Consider the following 18,484-nt stretch of genomic DNA (forward strand, 5'->3'; position numbering starts at 1 on the left):
ACGCGCCGCGCTCACGAGGCGCGCGGCGCGAGCGTTGCGTCAGTGCGTCAGGCCACGCGCGAGCGGCGCAGGAAGTCGGGCAGCACGGTCGAGCTGACCACGTCCGGCTTGCCCTCGTTGCCGGCGATGAACGGGCTCCACGGCTGCGCGCGGATCGCCTTGGTCGTCTTCCAGACCACGTTGAACTGACCGTCGGCGCGAATCTCGCCGATCATCACGGGCTTGTGCAGGTGGTGGTTGCCGTCCATCGTGAGCGTGAAGCCCGAGGGCGCCGCGACGGTCTGCCCGATCATCGCCATGCGCACCTTGTCGACGTCCGTGCTCTTCGCCTTTTCGACCGCCTGTTTCCACATGTGGATACCGACCCAGGTCGCTTCCATCGGATCGTTGGTCACGCGCTTGGCGCCGCCCGGCAGATTCTGCGTCTCTACCCAGTTGGCGAACTGATCCTTGAACTTCGTGTTCGCCGGGCCCTTCACCGACATGAAGTAATTCCAGGCCGCGAGGTGGCCGACGAGCGGCTTGGTGTCGATGCCGCGCAACTCCTCTTCGCCCACCGAGAACGCGACGACCGGCACGTCGGTGGCTTTGAGCCCCTGGTTGCCGAGTTCCTTGTAGAACGGAACGTTCGAGTCGCCGTTGATCGTCGAGACGACCGCCGTCTTGCCGCCCTGCGCGAAGGTCTTGATGTTCGCGACGATGGTCTGATAGTCGCTGTGGCCGAACGGTGTGTAGACCTCCTGAATGTCGGCATCCTGAACGCCCTTCGAATGGAGGAAGGCGCGCAGGATCTTGTTGGTCGTGCGCGGATAGACGTAGTCAGTGCCGAGCAGGAAGAAGCGCTTCGCGCCGCCGCCTTCGGCGCTGATCAGGTACTCGACGGCAGGAATCGCCTGCTGGTTCGGCGCGGCGCCCGTGTAGAACACGTTGCGCGACATTTCCTCGCCTTCATACTGCACCGGGTAGTAGAGCAGGCCGTTGAGTTCCTCGAACACTGGCAGCACCGACTTGCGCGACACCGACGTCCAGCAGCCGAACACACAGGCCACCTTGTCCTGAGTGAGGAGCTGGCGCGCCTTTTCGGCGAAGAGCGGCCAGTTGGAGGCCGGATCGACCACGACCGGCTGGATCTGGCGGCCCATCACGCCGCCGTTCTTGTTGATGTCGGCGATCGTCATCAACGCGGTGTCTTTCAGTGAGGTCTCCGAAATCGCCATCGTGCCGGACAGCGAGTGCAGGATGCCGACCTTGATCGGGCCGGTGTCCGCGTGGGCGAACGGCACGCGCCCCGCAGCAGCAAGCGCCGCCGACATCGTCCCGAGTTTCAACAGACTTCGACGTTTCATGCTTTTCCCCTTCACGGTGGGATGGTTGAAAACGTGAGCCCGGCGCATGGGGTTATGCGCCGCCCATTGAGTGGCCTGTCTTGCGAGCAGTGTTACTGCAAGCGTCGTGCCAGTGGGGCGTTTGTGCGCGATGCTTGTGGAATAAGGCTTGCAACGTCGCGCTGTTGTTGTCCTGGCGGATGAATGTGGTGCACCAGGTTGCATGTTCGGGCGCAGTGCATCGTGGCAGTGCGTCGTTGCATCGATGCGTGCGCTAGCGTGCAGCGCGCGTCGCGCGAGGTGTTCCTGGTTGTGCAAATGGGTTCTGCGATGCGGTTTGTGCTGCATTGCTGTGCATGCACGGCACGCTGCCTGGGCTGGATTTCGTCGCCGCGCGTCGTCGACGTGGCGCAGATCGAGGAAATCTTTTCGACGGTGGCGCTTTTTCGGTGCGAAGCGGCGTAAACGAAAAAGGCGCGGCCTGCGCCGCGCCTTTCATCGACTGCGAGTCTGGCGGCCAGGCCAGACGCCGCCGCCAGCGATCCCTCAGTAAGTCGGCACCTTGGGATCGACCTGCCGCGACCACGCGTCGATGCCGCCTTGCAGGTTGAACACCTTCGTGAAGCCACGCGATTCGAGGAACATCGCGACATTGGCGCTGCGCGCGCCATGGTGGCACACGCAGACGATCTGCGCTTCGTCGTCCAGTTCCTCGCTGCGCGCGGGGATCTCGCGCATCGGAATCGACACGCTGCCGGCGATCTTCGCCGTCTCGATCTCCCACGGCTCGCGCACGTCGAGCAGCACAGGGGCCGCGCGTGAGTCGTCGGCGAGCCATTCGGCGAGGGCGGGGGCGGTCAGGTTCTGCATGAAAAACTCGGTCGGATGAAAAGCCACGCCGGGCCGCGAGACCCGGCGCGTGGTGCGTCAAAGCCGGCGTCAGAACTTGAAGCGCGACGGCTGGACGGCGTTCTTCAGCGGCTCGACATACGTCTCGAACACGCTGGCGATGCGGTATTGCTTGTCGTCGATGCGGGTGATGATCTGCATTTCCATCACCGGCGCGGTGCCGACGAACGCGGCGAGACGCCCGCCCACCTTCAGTTGCTCGAGCAGTTGCTGCGGCAGGACAGGCAGGCCGCCCGAGACGCAAATCACGTCATAGGGCGCATTCGCGGGCCAGCCGTTCGCGCCGTCGCCGAGCGCGACTTCGGCGTTGAGCACACCGTTCTTCGCGAAGTTGGCGCGCGCGAATTCCGCGAGTTCGGCGTCGATTTCGACAGTCAGCACCTGCTGCGCGCGATTCGCGAGCAGCGCCGCCATATAGCCCGAACCGGCGCCGATTTCGAGCACACTCTCGTGCTTCTTGACTGCAAGCTCCTGCAGCACGCGCGCTTCGACGCGCGGCGCGAGCATGTGCTGGCCGTTGGGCAGCGGGATTTCGAGGTCGGCGAACGCGATGTCCGCATAGGCCGCGGGGACGAATTGCTCACGCTTGACGATCGAAAGCAGGTTCAGCACGTCCTGGTCCAGCACTTCCCAGGGGCGAATCTGCTGCTCGATCATGTTAAAGCGCGCTTGTTCGATGTTCATGGTGACTCGGCGTTGTGGTTCGATTTCGGAACGGACAGCCCGGACTGAACAGCTGATGCGCGGGGTCCGCGCGGCCGCTGGAAAACGGTGCCAGGCAACCGCAGGATTGTACCAAAGCGCCTCGCGTCGGCATTATCCCGGTTTCAGCCGGGCGCGCCTGTGTCGCGCAGGCGCCGCAGCAGGACGCCGCCAGCATGCGCTGCAAACTGGCGCGGCGGCAGCGCGGCGAGGCGCTAGCGCCGCCTCACTGCGCGAGATAGACGAACTTGCCGCCGCGGATCGTGCCCATCACGCTCGCGCGTTGGTCGAGGCCGACGTGGTCGGTCGCGCTCGTGTTCACGACGCCGTTCGGCACGACCAGTTCATGCGCGTGCTCGAGTTCGCCGCGCAATGCGATGCGGAACGCTTCCGTTCCTGGCTGCGCGGTCTTCAGCGCATGGGCCACGGCATCCTGCAGGCGGGCGTAGACGCCCGCGGCATCGCCGGCGAACTGCGTGACCGTGCCGGCGCCGTACTTTGCTTCGTAGGCGTCGACGAACGCGAGCGCCGCCTTCTGGGCCGGCTGGTCGGCGGGCAGCGTGCGCGCGACGACGACCGGCTGCGTCGGGAACAGCGTACCTTCCACGTCCTTGCCGCCGAGCTTGATGAACTCGGGCGTCGCGATGCCGTGCGTCTGATAGATCGCGCCCTTGTAGCCGTACCCGGCCAGCGTGCGCTGCGGCAGCACGCTCGGCGTGCCCGCTCCCGCGATCAGCACCGCGTCGGGCTTCGCCGCGATCAGCTTGAGCACCTGGCCGGTGACGCTCGCGTCGGTGCGGTTGTAGCGCTCCGTCGCCACGATCTCGATGTGGCGCGCCCCGGCCGCCTTCGTGAATTCCTTGAGCCAGCTGTCGCCGTAGCTGTCCGCGAAGCCGATGAAGCCAACCGTCTTCACGTTGTGCGCCGCCATGTAGCGGGTCATCACGTCGGCCATTGCGGCGTCGGTTTGCGCCATCTTGAACGCCCACACGCGCGCGCCTTCCTGCGGCTCGACCACCGATCCCGAGCCGACCAGCGTGATCATCGGCGTCTTGCCCTCCGACACGGGATCGAGCGCCGCGAGCGCAGCCGGCGTGATGTTCGGCCCGACGATCACGTCGACATGGTTCTCGTCGATGAGCTTGCGGATATTGCGCACGGCCACGCCCGGATCGGAGCCGTCGTCGAGCACGACGTAGTCGGTTTTCTGGCCCGCGATCGTGGCGGGCCACATCAGCATCGCGTTCTTGCTCGTGATGCCGATCGCGGCGGCGGGGCCGGTGCTCGACAGGTCGATGCCCACTTTCAGGTCGGCGTGGGCGCTCGGTGCGGCGGCGGCGATGAGCGCGGCCGTCGCCATGACGGCGAGCGGGCGCAGGAACGGCTGCGGCTTCATGCGGTGAGTCTCCAGCGGTAGAGCTGCATCGGATCGGATGGGGGCGGAGTCTGGGCTAAAGGCCCTGACTCCGGTTGGCAAGCGCTGAAGCGCTGACTCCCGTTTGCTCCGATCGACAGCCATCAGTTGTAGTTGTGATGCGCCTTGTCCTGCTGTCCTTCGGGTGTTGCTGATTAGTGTGAAGCGAAACGCTGCTTTGAAGCGGCGAAGTAAAGCGTCAAAGCTCGTAACTCTCGTGTTCGCCCTTGAGGGCCTGCTCGATGAGCTTGCGGTTCAGGCTCGGCGAAAGCAGTTCGACGAGCGTGTACACATAGCCGCGCAGATAAGCGCCCTGCTTGAGCGCGACACGCGTGACGTTGCTGCCGAACAGATGCCCGACCGGTATCGCGCGCAGGTGGCGGTCGCGTTCTGCGTTGAAGGCGATGTCGGCCATGATGCCCACGCCGAGGCCCAGCTCGACGTACGTCTTGATGACGTCGGCGTCGATGGCCTCCAGCACGATGTCGGGCGAGAGGCCGCGCAAGCGGAACGCCTCGTTGATCTTCGTGCGGCCCGCGAACGCGTTGTCGTAAGTGATGAGCGGAAATTGGGCCAGATCGTCGAGCGAGAGCGGCTTGCGCTCCAGCAACGTGTGGTCGTCCGGCATGACCGCCACATGGTGCCAGGTGAAGCAGGGCAGCGACACCAGTTCCTTATAGCCGGAGATGGCTTCGGTCGCGATGGCGAGGTCGGCCTGGTCGTGGAGCACCATTTCCGCGACCTGGGTCGGGCTGCCTTGCAGGATCGACAGGTGGACCTTCGGGAAGCGCCGCTTGAACTCGGCGATCGCCGTCGGCAGCGAGTAGCGCGCCTGGGTGTGCGTCGCGGCGATGACCAGGTTGCCCTGATCCTGCGCGGCGTAGTCCTTACCGACGCGCTTCAGGCTCTCCACCTCCTGCAGGATGCGCTCCACCGAGGCGAGGATGAGCCGCCCCGGCTCGGTGAGCGAGCGCACGCGCTTGCCGTGCCGCTTGAAGATTTCGACCCCAAGCTCGTCCTCCAGCTCGATGATCGCCTTCGAGACACCCGGCTGACTTGTATACAGCGCCTTGGCGGCATCGGTGAGATTGAAGTTCTGCCGAACGGCTTCGCGCACGAACCGGAACTGGTGCAGGTTCATATATAACCCCTTGGCATATAAACCTAATTTTTAAGTCGTTTGAAATATAAGGGCAGTTTATTACGATTCCATCAACTTTTCCAATATGGATATCTGTTTTGGTCATAAGCACATGACTGGCAGCAGTAACAAACGCCGGTTGCGACCGATGACCGCAGCGCAGTCGAAGTCGGAGTGCGCGGCGTAACAGGAAGACAGCAGGAAGACAGCAGGAAGACAGCAGGAAGACAGCAGGAAAACTGCAGGAAAACTGCAGGAAGCTGCAGGAAGCTGCAGCAAACGCCGCGATCGAGCCAAACCCCTGGGGTCCCCGAATGTATCAATACGACCAGTACGACCAGACTATCGTCGACGAACGCGTCGCTCAGTACCGCGACCAGGTTCGCCGCCGCCTGTCGGGCGAATTGACCGAAGACGAATTCCGCCCGCTTCGCCTGCAGAACGGCCTGTACATGCAGCGGCACGCGTACATGCACCGCATCGCGATTCCGTACGGCAACCTGCGCAGCGACCAGTTGCGCATGCTGGCGCGTATCGCACGCGAGCATGATCGCGGCTATGGCCACTTCTCGACGCGCACGAACATCCAGTACAACTGGATCAAGCTCGAAGAAACGCCGGAGATCCTCGCGAAGCTCGCGTCGGTGCAGATGCACGGTATCCAGACCTCGGGCAACGATATCCGCAACATCACCGCCGACCAGTTCGCGGGCGTCGCGCCCGACGAGATCATCGACCCGCGTCCGTGGGCCGAAATCCTGCGCCAGTGGTCGACGTTCCACCCCGAATTCTCGTGGCTGCCGCGCAAGTTCAAGATTGCCGTGTCCGGTTCGAAGGAGGACCGCGTGGCCGTGCAGATCCACGACCTCGGCGTCTATCTCGATCGCAATGAAAACGGTGAAGTCGTCGCGAGCATCCTCGCGGGCGGCGGGCTCGGCCGCACGCCGATCGTCGGCGCGATCATCAAGCGTGATCTGCCGTGGCAGCATCTGCTGACCTACTGCGAAGCCGTGCTGCGTGTGTACAACCGCTTTGGACGACGCGACAACCTCTTCAAGGCGCGCATCAAGATCCTCGTGAAGGCGCTCTCGCCCGCGAAGTTCGCGCAGCAAGTGGAAGAGGAGTGGCAGCACCTGAAGGACGGCCCGTCGACGCTCACGCAGGCCGAAGTGGACCGCGTGTCGCAACACTTCGCACCGCCCGCGTATGAGAAGCTCGCCGATACCGACGCCTCTTACGAAACGCACCTGCTGGAGAACCGCGCTTTCGCGCGCTGGGTCGAGCGCAACGTGCGCACGCATCGCGTGGCGGGCTACGCGTCGGTGACGCTCTCGCTCAAGCCGCACGGCATCGCCCCCGGCGACGCCACCGACAAGCAGATGGAAGCCGTGGCCGACTGGGCCGACGAATACGCGTTCGGCTATATCCGCGTGTCGCACGAGCAGAACCTGATCCTCGCCGACGTCAGGAAGCGCGATCTTTTCGCGCTCTGGGAAAAGGCGAAGGCGGAGGGTTTTGCGACGCCGAACATCGGCTTGCTGACCGACATCATCGCGTGCCCGGGCGGCGACTTCTGCTCGCTCGCGAACGCGAAGTCGATTCCCATCGCGAAGGCAGTCCAGGCACGTTTCGACGATCTCGATTACGTCCACGACCTGGGCGACCTGTCGTTCAACATCTCGGGCTGCATGAATTCGTGCGGTCACCATCACGTCGGCAACATTGGCGTGCTCGGCGTCGACAAGGACGGCGCCGAGTGGTATCAGGTCTCGCTCGGCGGCGAGCAGAGCACGGGCGCGAACGGCGCGCGTCTTGGCCGCGTGATCGGCCCGTCGTTCTCGGCCGAAGAAATGCCGGACGTCGTGGAGAAGGTGATCGACACGTTCGTTGCGAACCGCATCAACGGTGAGCGTTTTATCGACACCTATGACCGCATCGGCATCGCGCCCTTCAAGGAGCGCGTGTACGCATCGCGCCAGCCGGCCCACGCCTGAACCGCACGATAACAAGGATTGAGTTTCATGACGCTGATTATCAAAAACCGCGCGGTCGTCGAGGACAACTGGACGGTGGTGCGTCCCGCGGAAGACGGCGCGCTGCCCGAAGTCGCCGCGCTGCCCGCAGGCAAGGTCATCGTGCCGCTGGCGCTGTGGAAGTCTTCGCGTGAGGCGCTCGTCGCTGCGAAGTCGCGCGACGAACTCGGCGTGTGGCTCGCGCCCGATAGCGAACCCGCTGACATCGCCGCCGACTTCGACCAACTCGCGCTGATCGCCGTCGATTTCCCCGTGTTCCGCGATGGCCGCGGCTATTCGATCGCGCGTCTGTTGCGCGAGCGCTTTGGCTACAAGGGCGAGCTGCGCGCGATCGGCGACGTGCTGCGCGACCAGTTGCGCTTCTACGAGCGCTGCGGCTTCGACGCCTACGCTGTGCGCGCCGACAAGGACATCCACGACGCGCTGAAGGCGTTCACCGAGTTCACTGTGCAGTACCAGGGCGCGTTCGACGAACCGTCGCCGCTCTTTCGTCGCCGCGCTGCGCAGCAGGCACAAGCCGGTAGCGCAGCATGAGCACGGTCGCTGACGAAATCACGCCTGAACTGCAGGCGAAGATCGCGCTGCTCGATGTGCTGCTCGATTCGATCGCGGCACGCCACGCGAGCGTGAAGTTCGCGAGCAGTCTCGCTGCCGAGGACATGCTCCTCACGCACGCAATCCTTTCGCGGTCCGTTGCGATCGGCATCTTCTCGCTGAACACGGGACGTCTGCATGCGGAAACGGTCGGCATGTTCGACCGCGTGCGTGAGCGCTACGGCTACGAGATCGAACAGTTTCACCCGCAGCAGGACGCCGTCGACGAATACGTCTCGCAGCACGGTCTGAACGCGTTCTACGAGAGCGTCGATCTGCGCAAGCGCTGCTGCGAGATTCGCAAGGTCGAGCCGCTGAACCGCGCGCTCGCCGGTGTCTCGGCGTGGGTGACGGGGCAACGCCGCGAACAGTCGGTCACGCGCGCGGAGCTGCACGAGGAAGAGCGCGACGACGCGCGCGGCATCGCCAAGTTCAATCCGCTCGCCGACTGGACCGAAGCCGAAGTGTGGGCTTATCTGCGCGCCTTCGACGTGCCGGTGAATCCGCTGCATGCGCGCGGCTATCCGAGCATCGGCTGCGAACCTTGTACGCGTGCGGTGCGCCCCGGCGAAGACAGCCGCGCGGGCCGTTGGTGGTGGGAGTCGCGCGACACGAAGGAATGTGGGCTGCATATCACGGCGTTGTCGGCGATTCCGGTCATCGAAGTGCGGCAATCGGAACGCGAGAGCTAGAATCAAGGCGCTGGTGCGCGAGTTTGATCTGCGGGTTTACCGCAAAGCGTGCGCCAGAGTAGAACAAGCATTCCGTGCCCCTCATGGCGGCACGGAACAACGAAGGACCTCAACATGAGCACGACGCTCGATTCCACTGTGAACGCGCCGCAACAAGTCACTTCGAACCGCATGGACCACCTCGACTGGCTCGAAGCCGAGTCGATCCACATCCTGCGCGAACTGGTCGCCGAATGCAGCAAGCCCGCGCTGCTGTTCTCGGGCGGCAAGGATTCCGTGGTCGTGCTCGCGCTCGCCCTGAAGGCGTTCGGCCTCGGCGCGAACCGCAAGACCTCGCTGCCGTTTCCGCTCGTGCATATCGACACGGGTCACAACTACGAAGAAGTGATCGACTTCCGCGACCGCCGCGCTGCCGAAATCGGCGCGCAACTCGTGGTCGGCCACGTCGAGGATTCGATCAAGCGCGGCACCGTTCGTCTGCGCCGCGAAACGGATTCGCGCAACGCCGCGCAAGCGGTCACGCTGCTCGAAACCATCGAGCAACATGGTTACACGGCAATGATCGGCGGTGCGCGCCGCGATGAAGAGAAGGCTCGCGCGAAGGAGCGCATCTTCTCGTTCCGCGACGAATTCGGCCAGTGGGACCCGAAGGCGCAGCGCCCGGAACTCTGGAGCCTCTACAACGCGCGCCTGCATAACGGCGAGCACCTGCGCGTGTTCCCGATCTCGAACTGGACCGAACTCGACGTGTGGCAGTACATCGCGCGCGAAAACCTCGAACTGCCGCCGATCTACTACGCGCATGAGCGCGAGATCGTGCGCCGCAATGGTCTGCTCGTGCCGGTCACGCCGCTGACGCCGATGAAGGAGGGCGAGACGAGCGAAAAGGCGATCGTGCGTTTCCGCACGGTGGGCGACATCAGCTGCACGTGCCCGGTGGAAAGCGACGCGGACGACGTCGAGAAGATCATCGCCGAAACCGCCGTGACGGAAATCACCGAGCGCGGCGCGACGCGCATGGACGACCAGACGTCCGAAGCCGCGATGGAACAGCGCAAGAAGCAAGGTTATTTCTAAGAGCACGCAGAGGAACAATCCAGTCATGAGCCGCATTGAGCAACCCGCGTATCAACATGAAGACCTCGGCGTGCTGCGTTTCATCACGGCGGGCAGCGTCGACGATGGCAAGAGCACGCTGATCGGCCGTCTGCTTTACGACAGCAAGGCCGTGCTCTCGGACCAGCTTTCGGCGCTCTCGCGCGCGAAGAACAAGCGCACCGTGGGCGACGAGATCGACCTCTCACTCTTGACCGACGGCCTCGAAGCCGAGCGCGAACAGGGCATTACGATCGACGTGGCGTACCGCTATTTCGCCACGGCGAAGCGCAAGTTCATCATCGCCGACACACCGGGCCACGAACAGTACACGCGCAACATGGTGACGGGCGCCTCGACGGCGCACGCCGCGATCATTCTCGTCGATGCGACGCGCGTCACGGTCGAGGACGGCGTCACGCAACTGCTGCCGCAGACGAAGCGCCATAGCGCGATCGTCAAGCTGCTCGGCCTGCAGCACGTCATTGTCGCGATCAACAAGATGGACCTCGTTGAGTACAGCGAGGCAATTTTCGACCAGATCCGCGACGCCTATGTCGCGCTCGCGCGCCAGCTCGGCCTCGAAAACGTGCGCTTCGTGCCGGTCTCGGCGCTCAAGGGCGACAACATCGTATCGGCAAGCGAGCGCATGCCGTGGTACGCCGGCGAGCCGCTGCTCGACGTGCTCGAGTCACTGCCGGTCGAACAGGCGGCGGGCCAGGCGCTGCGCTTCCCGGTGCAGTGGGTCGCGCGCCAGGACGGTTCGAGCGCCGACGATTTCCGCGGCTACATGGGCCGCGTCGAGGCAGGCGAGGTGAAGGTCGGCGATGCGATCACCGTGCTGCCCGCGGGGCGTCAGGCCAGCGTGGCGGAGATCATCGCGCCGGTGCCGGGCGGTACGGCGCAGGTCGAGCGCGCGTTCGCGGGCCAGACGGTCACGATCCGCCTCGCGGAAGACGTGGATGTCTCGCGCGGCGACACGTTCGTGCCCGTCACGGATGCGGTGGAGCCGGCGAAGAAGCTCGAAGCCGACCTCTGCTGGTTCGACGACGAGCCGCTTTCGACGCAGCGCAAGTACCTGCTCAAGCAGACGACGAACACGGTGTTCGCGAAGATCGGTGCGATCAAGCAGGTGCTCGACGTGCATACGCTTTCGCATGCCACCGACCGCCACAATCTCGCGATGAACGATATCGGCCGTGTCGCGCTCACGCTGCAAAAGCCGCTCGTCTGCGACCTCTACGATACGCATCCCGGCACGGGTGCGTTCGTCCTGATCGACGAAGCCACGCACCACACGGTGGCGGCCGGCATGATTCGCGCGTTCGCGGCGTGAGCCTGGCCACGCGAGGTACGAAGTCGATGAGCAAAATGGGCAAGGTTTATCTGATCGGCGCGGGCCCCGGCGCGGCGGACCTCATCACCGTGCGCGGCGCGCGGCTTCTCGGCACGGCGGACGTCGTGCTGCACGACGCGCTCGTCGAGCAGGCGATGCTGGACTACGCGCCAAAGCATGCGAAGGTCGTCGCAGTGGGCAAGCGCTGCGGGCAGCGCTCGACGGCGCAGCACTTCATCAACAAGCAGCTCGTCGATGCGGCGCGCGAGCACGGCGTGGTCGTGCGCCTGAAGGGTGGCGATCCGATGTTGTTCGGCCGCGCCGACGAAGAGATGCGCGCGCTCGAAGCGGCGGGCATCGAGTACGAGATCGTGCCGGGCATCACGGCCGCGCTCGCGAGTGCCGCCACGCTGCGCCGGCCACTCACGGTGCGCGGTGTGGCACGCAGCGTCGCGCTCGCGACGCACTCACGCGCGGCCGACACCGCCGATATCCGCGAGCAGGTCAACGCCGATTCGCTCGTGTTCTACATGGGCCGCGACAGCGGTCCCGACATCGCGCGCGAGTTGATCGAGGCGGGCCGCACGGGCACGACGCCGGTGGCGATCGTCGAGGCGTGCAGCACGCAGCGCGAGCGCACGCTCACGCTCACGCTCGCGGCGCTGGCGGCGGGCGAGGCGCAGGACTGGCTCGACGCGACGCAGCCGAGCCTTTTGATGATCGGCGATGCGTTTGCGGCGCGCGCCGGGCAGTTCAACGACGAAGACCTCATGACCCGGCAGGCGCAAGGGCAGCGGGCGGCCGCTTAAGAGCACAAGGGGCGCGATTCGCGCCCCTTTGTACTTTCGTACCGTTTGCGCACCGTGCGCCGATTCCGCCTCGCACGGTGCACGTCACGCTTCAGTCTATGCGTCAGGCATTCCACTCCCAATAAGCATCGCGCTTTTGGGCTGGCTCGACTCCTTTCGCTCGCGCAGGACACGCGCGACAGTGCTGTCCCACAACTTGCTGCCGCGCGATATCCCCACGACTGGCAACTCCTCCGGGGACTGGATCCGGCGAATCCTGTCGGCCACACGGGCCAATTTGCGCCGCGAATATCTTTCACCACGCCCTTTTCTCTTTGACCAGCGCTCAGGGCTTCTGAGTAATTCGTAGGGATCTGGCGCGTGGCATGTAAGTGCCGTATTACAATGTCGGCAAAATAAACACTGCCCGGTACGCCGGCATACAGACCAGAATTTTTCGATGTCGACCCAGCTTTCGAACCTTACGTCGCTCGCCACGGCTTCCGACGAGCGTGCCGTCGCACGCAACGCTTCACTCCGCTGGTTATTGCCGTTCCACGCGCTGGTCTGGACGCTGGCCGCCTGGCTCGCGCGCGGCAATCTCGACATCCAGGGCGACATGGTCGAGACGTATGTATGGGGCATCGAATGGCAGGCCGGTTACGCGAAGCACCCGCCACTTTCGTCATGGGTCGCAGCGGCCTGGTTCAGCGTGTTCCCGCATACCGATCTCGCCTATTTCGCGCTGTCGGCGGTGAATGTGCTGGTCGGCCTCACGGGAATTGTTGCGCTCGCCGGGTGCTTCGTGCCGCGCCGGCTCGCGATCATCGCCGGGCTTGCGATGGCGGTCTCGCCGCTCTACTCGAATCTCGCGATCAAATTCAATCCGAATGCGATCCTGCTGTCGGTCTGGCCGTGGACGGCGTACTTCTTCGTCCGCTACGTGCAGCCTGGCAGCCGCCTCGCGCGCAGCCGCGCTGCACTCGGTCTCGGCGTGTGTGCGGCGCTTGCGGTGCTCGGCAAGTACTTCTCGATCGTCCTGCTGCTCGGGCTGTTGCTGGCCCTGCTCGTACGTCCCGCATGGCGTGCGCGCCTCATCAGCGTCGATTCGCTGATCGCGGTGGCGGCAGGTGTCGCGGTGCTGACCCCGCACGTGCGCTGGATGATGCTCAATCATTTCCCGACGCTGGAATACGCCGCGCAGCGCACCGGAGGCACGCTTTTCGCCGCGGTGGGGCGGTTTGGCATCTATACGCTCGCGCAGATCGGGTATCTCGCGCTGAGTTTCGTTTTCGTGCTGCTGATGGTGCGTAAGTCGGGTGCTGCGCGGCGGATGGTGCAGAGCGTTGTTCGTCCCTCGCTGCATCCGGATCTTTGGTGGCTCGCCCTGGGGCCATTATTCGCGGTGGGTGTGCTGTCTGTGATCGGCAAGACGCAGATGGCCTCGGTCTGGGGCATGGCGCAGTGGTTCGCCATCGTGCCGCTCTGGCTCGCCGCGCTCGAGCAGGGCCGGTTCGAGATCGCACCGCAGCGGGCCGTGCGCGTCATGGTGGTGTACTGGGCGCTGGTCCTCGCGGTGTCGGCCGTGGTCGGCTACACAGGGGCGCGGCGCAATACCGACGACGCAGCCGAGCCGCGCGCGGAACTCGCGACCGCCGCGCAGACGGTGTGGCGCGAACGCACCGGGCAGCCGCTGTCGATCGTGGCGGGCTCGACGCACGAGGCCGGTTCTGTGGTTTTCTATGACGGTGGCCGCGCCCGCTTCTGGGATCTCAGCTGGCCGGCACTGACACCCTGGTTCACGCCCGCCGATTTCGCGCGCCGAGGCGCGCTGTTTGTGTGCCGTGGCGATGACCCCAACTGCATCGCGACGGCATCGACGCTAAGCCATGCCGCGCCGGTTGCGCTTAGGGTGAGCAAGAACGCGTGGGGACGGGAATTGCCTGCGCGCGCCTACCAACTGTTCGTGCTCGCACCGCAGTCATGAGCCACGTCCCCGTGACGCCGTATCGCAGTCGGCCGCTCGTCGTCGACCTCGATGGCACGTTGTTGCGCTCCGACGTCCTGATCGAATGTGTGTGGGCCTTCCTGAAGTCCTCGCCGCTGCGCTGCTGGCAACTGCTGGTCTGGCTGCTCCGTGGCGGCAAGGCGGGCCTGAAGGCGCGGCTCGCGGCTGCCACGGATCTCGATGTCACGGGGCTGCCGTATGACGCGTCGCTGCTCGCGCAACTGGCGACGGAGCGTGCGACCGGTCGCGCGCTCGTGCTTGCGACTGCCACGCACCAGCGTTATGCGCAGGCCATCGCGGACCACCTCGGCTGTTTCGACGAAGTCCATGCGACCGAGGGCGCGGTGAACCTGTCGGCGCGCCGCAAGCGCGACCGCCTGATCGCCGTCTTCGGCGAGCAGGGTTTCGACTACGCGGGCAACTCGCACGACGACGTGCCGGTCTGGGCCAGCGCGGCGCGAGCGTGGGTCGTGAACCCCGGACGTGGCGTCGAGCGCGCGGCGCTCGCGCACGGCAATGTCGATCGTGTGATCGAGAACCGGCCGGCGCGCCTGAAGGTGCTTGGCAGGGCGTTGCGCCTGCACCAGTGGCTCAAGAACCTGCTGATTTTCGTGCCGGTGCTCACCGCGCACCTGTTCGGGCAGCCGGCGACAATGCGCGCCGCGGCACTCGCGTTTGTCGCATTCGGGCTCTGTGCTTCGAGCGTGTATCTGCTCAACGATCTGATCGATCTCGAGGACGACCGCCACCATCCCTCCAAGCGCAACCGGCCGCTCGCGTCCGGTGCGTTGCCGCTGCGCTGGGGCGTTGCGTTGTGCCCCGTATTGCTCGTGGGTGCCGCGCTGCTCGTGTTCTACTGCCTGCCGCTGCGCTTCGCGCTCACGTTGTTCGCCTACTACGCGCTCACGCTCGCGTACTCGCTCTACCTGAAGCGGCTGGTGATGGTCGACGTGGTGGTGCTTGCGGCGCTCTACACCGCGCGCATCGTGGCCGGTGCGGCCGCGATCGGGGCGCATCTGAGCTTCTGGCTGCTCGCTTTCTCCATGTTCGTGTTCCTGAGTCTCGCACTGGTCAAGCGTTACGCGGAACTGCAGGCTCTGCAGGATCGAGGGCTCGCGAAGACACGCGGTCGCGGCTATCAGGCCGACGACCTCTCGCTGATTGCGTCGCTCGGGTCCGCGGCCGGCTATCTCGCGGTGCTGGTTCTCGCGCTCTACATCCAGGACCGTAATACCGAACTGCTTTATCGTCATCCGCAGATGATCTGGCCTGTGTGCGCGATCCTGCTGTACTGGGTCAGCCGTATCTGGCTGATCACGCATCGCGGACAGATGCACGACGATCCGGTGCTGTTTGCTGCGAAGGATCGTGCGAGCTGGCTCGTGATCGCGCTCTGCGCGGCATGTTTCTGGATGGCGATCTAGTTGGGCTCCCTGCTGTCCTGGGGGCGTTATCCGTGCGCGCCGCAGCTTGCGCACACGGTAGCGTGGCGCGACGCGCTCGCACTCGCATGGCGAGAGGCGGCTGCGGGCACCGGCACGACGCTCGGGTTCGGCAACGGCCGCAGCTACGGCGACAGCTGTCTCGCCGCATCGGGCGAAGTGGTGCACATGCTGCCGCTCGACCGGATGATCGCGGCGGACTGGCAGACAGGCGTCGTGCGTGCCGAGGCGGGCGTCACGCTCGGCCAGCTGCTCGTGCTCGCCTTGCCGCGCGGCTGGATGCTGCCGGTCACGCCGGGCACGCAGTTCGTGACGCTCGGCGGCGCGGTTGCGAACGATGTGCATGGCAAGAACCACCACGTTCGCGGGACGTTTGGGCGCCATGTGCGCCGCTTCAGTCTGTTGCGCAGCGACGGGAGCCGGCTCGATTGCTCGCCCGCGACAGAGCCCGATTTCTTCGCAGCAACCGTGGGCGGGCTCGGCCTGACCGGCCTGATCGAATGGGTCGAGGTGCAGTTGATGCCGGTTGCGTCGAGCCGTATCGACGTCACGCGGATTCGCTTCGATAATCTCGACGGCTTCTTCTCGCTGTCCGAACAGCTCGACCCGTTGCACGAATACAGTGTCGCGTGGGTCGACTGCCTGGGTCGCGGCGCCTCGCTCGGACGCGGCGTGTTCATGGCGGGCGATCATGCGCCGGATGGCCCGCGCACCCTCCCGCCGCGCCGCGCGCGGACCGTGCCGTTCACGATGCCGGTGCCGCTCTTTAACCCGCTTACGCTGCGCGCGCTCAACGAGGCGTATTTCCGCCGGCAGCGCACGCGCGCGACGCCGGTTGCAATGGACTGCGACACATTCTTCTATCCACTCGACGCGATCCGCGAATGGAACCGCATCTACGGCCGCGCGGGCTTCCAGCAGTATCAGTGCGTGATACCGCCCGACGCGGCGCGCGACGCGGTCCGCGAGATGCTCGATGCGATCGCGCGCAGCGGCACCGGTTCGTTTCTGGCGGTGCTCAAGCGTTGCGGCGCGATCGAATCGCCTGGTTGGCTGTCGTTCCCGCGCGAGGGAACTTCGCTCGCACTCGATTTTCCGCAGCGCGATGCGTCGAACCTGGCGCTCTTCGCGCGGCTCGACTCAATCGTGCGCGCGGCGCGCGGCCGTCTGTATCCGGCCAAGGACGCGCACATGTCCGGCGAGGATTTCCGGGCCGCCTATCCGCGCTGGGAGCAGGTTGAAGCCCTGCGCGATCCGGCTTTGCTGTCACGTTTCTGGGAGCGTACGACCCGTACATGAAAAACATCGTCATCATCGGCGCCACTTCGGCCATCGCCACGGCCTGCGCGCGTGCATGGCTCGACCCGCAGGCGCGTTTCGTCCTGGTCGCGCGTCACGCGGAGCGTCTGCAACAGGTCGCGGACGATCTGCGCGCGCGCGGCGCGGCGGACGTGTCGTGCATCCCGCTCGACATTGACCGGCTCGACGCACACGAGGCCGTGGTGCGGCAGTGCGTAGAGACGCTTGGCACGCTGGATATCGTGCTGGTCGCGCCGGGTACGCTGCCCGACCAGCAGGCCTGTGAGGCCGACGCCGAACTCGCGGTGCGCGAGTTCACGACCAATGCGACCTCGGTGATTGCGCTGCTGACGCGCGTCGCGAACGTGCTGGAGGCGCAGCGCGGCGGCACGCTTGCGGTGATCTCGTCGGTGGCGGGGGAGCGCGGACGGCCATCGAATTATTTGTATGGCAGCGCGAAGGCCGCACTTTCTACGTTCTGCGAAGGATTGCGCGTGCGCCTGAGACGCGCGGGCGCACGGGTCGTCACGATCAAGCCCGGCTTCGTCGCCACGCCGATGACAGCCGGCTTGCCGTTACCGGGGCCGCTCGTCGCGACGCCCGAACAGGTCGCGCGCGATATTTCGCGGGCCATCGCGCGCGGCCGCGACGTGCTTTATACGCCCTGGTTCTGGGGGCCGATCATGCTGATCATCCGCTCGATCCCGAAGCGCGTCTTCAACCGGATGTCGCTATGAACGTGATGTCGGCAACTGAACCGCGCGAGCTGTCCCTGACCCATCTCACGCTGCTCTACGGGGCCTTTGCGCTGCTCTCGATCGTGGCGAACCTCGGTCTGCAGAAACTCGCGCTGCTTGCTTATGAGGGGTTGTTTGCGGTGCCGCTGTCGGTTGTGATCGGCACCGGCGGCGGGCTCGTGCTGAAGTTCCTGCTCGACAAGCGCTGGATCTTCCGCTACCGCCACCGCGATCTTTCGCATGGCGTGCGCAGCCTGCTGCTCTACACGCTGATGGGTGTGGCGACGACCGTCGTGTTCTGGGGCTGCGAATTCGGCGCGTGGGCGCTCTGGCACTCGGAGCACGCCCGCTTTGCGGGCGGCGCGTTCGGCCTGACGCTGGGCTACATCGTCAAGTACCGGCTCGACCGGCGTTTCGTCTTCGCGTAACGCTCGCCCACTTAGGCGAGCCGCTATTGCGCGCCGCCGGTTTCAACAGCGTTTCAAGCAGCTTTCCGCTGAGGGCGGTCAGTCCTGCGCCGCGCCGAGACAATACTGCACGATTGCATCGAGCACGGCTTCGTCCTCGCCGACCGCGCCCGCGCAGCGCAACTGCACGCCGGGATGCCCGGCCTGGCAGCGCGCGACAATCTCGGGCAGATCGCGCCGCACGTGCCCGCCCTGGCCGAAGAACACGGGCACGACCGTGATCGACTCACAACCGGCGTCGGCCTGTGCCGCGATGGCAGACGGAAGATCGGGTGTCATGAGTTCGAGAAAAGCGAGTCCGACCGGACCCGCTTCACCACGCGCTGCGGCGAGCTTCGCGGCGAGTCGCGTGAACGGCTCTTTCCAGCGCGCGTCGCGCGCGCCGTGGCCGAAGAGGATCATGCCGTGCTTGCCCATCGTCGCGAAGTCTCAATGAGTCTCGAAGCAATCTCGAAGCGCGTGCGCCCCGCGGCGATGCCGGCGGGCGCAGCGGAATTCACAA

General features: G+C 65.3%; 17 protein-coding genes. 11 read left to right on the forward strand and 6 right to left on the reverse strand.

Going from position 1 to position 18,484, the window contains the following annotated elements; translation table 11 throughout:
* Nucleotides 1–47: 47 nt before the first annotated feature.
* The 5 genes from urtA to D1Y85_RS05175 all read right to left on the reverse strand — a co-directional run bounded on the left by urtA (nucleotide 48) and on the right by D1Y85_RS05175 (nucleotide 5,491).
* Nucleotides 48–1,346, reverse strand: a complete 1,299-nt coding sequence (gene urtA / locus D1Y85_RS05155; RefSeq protein ID WP_124149969.1) for an urea ABC transporter substrate-binding protein — start codon at nucleotides 1,344–1,346, stop codon at nucleotides 48–50.
* 525 nt (nucleotides 1,347–1,871) lie between these two features.
* Nucleotides 1,872–2,195: a rhodanese-like domain-containing protein gene (locus D1Y85_RS05160; RefSeq protein ID WP_124149970.1), complete on the reverse strand. Its 324-nt coding sequence runs from the start codon at nucleotides 2,193–2,195 to the stop codon at nucleotides 1,872–1,874.
* A gap of 69 nt (nucleotides 2,196–2,264) precedes the next feature.
* Nucleotides 2,265–2,918 carry a protein-L-isoaspartate O-methyltransferase family protein gene (locus D1Y85_RS05165; protein ID WP_124149971.1) on the reverse strand — a complete coding sequence of 218 codons (654 nt, stop codon included), beginning with the start codon at nucleotides 2,916–2,918 and terminating at the stop codon, nucleotides 2,265–2,267.
* 244 nt (nucleotides 2,919–3,162) lie between these two features.
* Nucleotides 3,163–4,296, reverse strand: coding sequence for an ABC transporter substrate-binding protein (locus tag D1Y85_RS05170; protein ID WP_124150198.1), 1,134 nt, complete (start codon nucleotides 4,294–4,296; stop codon nucleotides 3,163–3,165).
* Nucleotides 4,297–4,549: 253 nt separating this feature from the next.
* On the reverse strand, nucleotides 4,550–5,491 hold the full coding sequence (locus tag D1Y85_RS05175) for a CysB family HTH-type transcriptional regulator (RefSeq protein ID WP_124149972.1): 942 nt from the start codon (nucleotides 5,489–5,491) through the stop codon (nucleotides 4,550–4,552).
* Nucleotides 5,492–5,805: 314 nt separating this feature from the next.
* Between D1Y85_RS05175 and D1Y85_RS05180 the strand changes: the two genes are divergently transcribed.
* The 11 genes from D1Y85_RS05180 to D1Y85_RS05230 all read left to right on the forward strand — a co-directional run bounded on the left by D1Y85_RS05180 (nucleotide 5,806) and on the right by D1Y85_RS05230 (nucleotide 17,943).
* Entirely contained in the window at nucleotides 5,806–7,485 is a 1,680-nt protein-coding gene (locus D1Y85_RS05180; RefSeq protein WP_124149973.1) for a nitrite/sulfite reductase, read from the forward strand.
* Between the two features lie 27 nt (nucleotides 7,486–7,512).
* A complete protein-coding gene (locus D1Y85_RS05185) occupies nucleotides 7,513–8,058 on the forward strand; it encodes a DUF934 domain-containing protein (protein ID WP_124149974.1) in 546 nt (181 codons plus the stop codon).
* Nucleotides 8,055–8,810 (forward strand): phosphoadenylyl-sulfate reductase, encoded by a 756-nt coding sequence (locus D1Y85_RS05190; RefSeq protein ID WP_124149975.1) that lies wholly within the window; start codon nucleotides 8,055–8,057, stop codon nucleotides 8,808–8,810. The genes D1Y85_RS05185 and D1Y85_RS05190 overlap by 4 nt, the downstream gene beginning before the upstream one ends.
* 114 nt (nucleotides 8,811–8,924) lie before the next feature.
* Complete coding sequence (gene cysD, locus D1Y85_RS05195) at nucleotides 8,925–9,887, forward strand: sulfate adenylyltransferase subunit CysD (RefSeq protein WP_124149976.1); 963 nt, start codon at nucleotides 8,925–8,927, stop codon at nucleotides 9,885–9,887.
* A 25-nt stretch (nucleotides 9,888–9,912) separates the two neighbouring features.
* Entirely contained in the window at nucleotides 9,913–11,241 is a 1,329-nt protein-coding gene (locus D1Y85_RS05200; protein ID WP_124149977.1) for a sulfate adenylyltransferase subunit 1, read from the forward strand.
* A 35-nt stretch (nucleotides 11,242–11,276) separates the two neighbouring features.
* Nucleotides 11,277–12,050, forward strand: coding sequence for a uroporphyrinogen-III C-methyltransferase (cobA, locus tag D1Y85_RS05205; RefSeq protein WP_124150199.1), 774 nt, complete (start codon nucleotides 11,277–11,279; stop codon nucleotides 12,048–12,050).
* 439 nt (nucleotides 12,051–12,489) lie between these two features.
* Entirely contained in the window at nucleotides 12,490–14,016 is a 1,527-nt protein-coding gene (locus D1Y85_RS05210; protein WP_124149978.1) for a glycosyltransferase family 39 protein, read from the forward strand.
* Nucleotides 14,013–15,461, forward strand: a complete 1,449-nt coding sequence (locus tag D1Y85_RS05215) for a UbiA family prenyltransferase (RefSeq protein ID WP_124149979.1) — start codon at nucleotides 14,013–14,015, stop codon at nucleotides 15,459–15,461. Before D1Y85_RS05210 ends, D1Y85_RS05215 begins: the two co-directional genes overlap by 4 nt.
* Nucleotides 15,462–16,778, forward strand: a complete 1,317-nt coding sequence (locus tag D1Y85_RS05220; RefSeq protein ID WP_124149980.1) for an FAD-binding oxidoreductase — start codon at nucleotides 15,462–15,464, stop codon at nucleotides 16,776–16,778.
* The gene (locus D1Y85_RS05225; protein ID WP_124149981.1) at nucleotides 16,775–17,515 is read left to right on the forward strand and encodes an SDR family oxidoreductase; all 741 of its coding nucleotides are present in this window, start codon (nucleotides 16,775–16,777) and stop codon (nucleotides 17,513–17,515) included. Before D1Y85_RS05220 ends, D1Y85_RS05225 begins: the two co-directional genes overlap by 4 nt.
* Nucleotides 17,512–17,943 carry a GtrA family protein gene (locus D1Y85_RS05230; RefSeq protein ID WP_246024789.1) on the forward strand — a complete coding sequence of 144 codons (432 nt, stop codon included), beginning with the start codon at nucleotides 17,512–17,514 and terminating at the stop codon, nucleotides 17,941–17,943. Before D1Y85_RS05225 ends, D1Y85_RS05230 begins: the two co-directional genes overlap by 4 nt.
* Before the next feature lie 78 nt (nucleotides 17,944–18,021).
* Here the strand turns inward: D1Y85_RS05230 and D1Y85_RS05235 are convergent, their stop codons facing one another.
* A complete protein-coding gene (locus tag D1Y85_RS05235; RefSeq protein WP_124149982.1) occupies nucleotides 18,022–18,399 on the reverse strand; it encodes a sirohydrochlorin chelatase in 378 nt (125 codons plus the stop codon).
* Nucleotides 18,400–18,484: the final 85 nt, after the last annotated feature.

It is taken from the genome of Paraburkholderia dinghuensis, from assembly GCF_003837865.1.
Taxonomy (GTDB): domain Bacteria; phylum Pseudomonadota; class Gammaproteobacteria; order Burkholderiales; family Burkholderiaceae; genus Paraburkholderia; species Paraburkholderia dinghuensis.

Coding starts and splice junctions, on each gene's coding strand:
- urtA (WP_124149969.1), bottom strand. CDS start 1,346: ATGAAACGTCGAAGTCTGTTGAAACTCGGGACGATGTCGGCGGCGCTT.
- D1Y85_RS05160 (WP_124149970.1), bottom strand. CDS start 2,195: ATGCAGAACCTGACCGCCCCCGCCCTCGCCGAATGGCTCGCCGACGAC.
- D1Y85_RS05165 (WP_124149971.1), bottom strand. CDS start 2,918: ATGAACATCGAACAAGCGCGCTTTAACATGATCGAGCAGCAGATTCGC.
- D1Y85_RS05170 (WP_124150198.1), bottom strand. CDS start 4,296: ATGGCGACGGCCGCGCTCATCGCCGCCGCCGCACCGAGCGCCCACGCC.
- D1Y85_RS05175 (WP_124149972.1), bottom strand. CDS start 5,491: ATGAACCTGCACCAGTTCCGGTTCGTGCGCGAAGCCGTTCGGCAGAAC.
- D1Y85_RS05180 (WP_124149973.1), top strand. CDS start 5,806: ATGTATCAATACGACCAGTACGACCAGACTATCGTCGACGAACGCGTC.
- D1Y85_RS05185 (WP_124149974.1), top strand. CDS start 7,513: ATGACGCTGATTATCAAAAACCGCGCGGTCGTCGAGGACAACTGGACG.
- D1Y85_RS05190 (WP_124149975.1), top strand. CDS start 8,055: ATGAGCACGGTCGCTGACGAAATCACGCCTGAACTGCAGGCGAAGATC.
- cysD (WP_124149976.1), top strand. CDS start 8,925: ATGAGCACGACGCTCGATTCCACTGTGAACGCGCCGCAACAAGTCACT.
- D1Y85_RS05200 (WP_124149977.1), top strand. CDS start 9,913: ATGAGCCGCATTGAGCAACCCGCGTATCAACATGAAGACCTCGGCGTG.
- cobA (WP_124150199.1), top strand. CDS start 11,277: ATGGGCAAGGTTTATCTGATCGGCGCGGGCCCCGGCGCGGCGGACCTC.
- D1Y85_RS05210 (WP_124149978.1), top strand. CDS start 12,490: ATGTCGACCCAGCTTTCGAACCTTACGTCGCTCGCCACGGCTTCCGAC.
- D1Y85_RS05215 (WP_124149979.1), top strand. CDS start 14,013: ATGAGCCACGTCCCCGTGACGCCGTATCGCAGTCGGCCGCTCGTCGTC.
- D1Y85_RS05225 (WP_124149981.1), top strand. CDS start 16,775: ATGAAAAACATCGTCATCATCGGCGCCACTTCGGCCATCGCCACGGCC.
- D1Y85_RS05230 (WP_246024789.1), top strand. CDS start 17,512: ATGAACGTGATGTCGGCAACTGAACCGCGCGAGCTGTCCCTGACCCAT.
- D1Y85_RS05235 (WP_124149982.1), bottom strand. CDS start 18,399: ATGGGCAAGCACGGCATGATCCTCTTCGGCCACGGCGCGCGCGACGCG.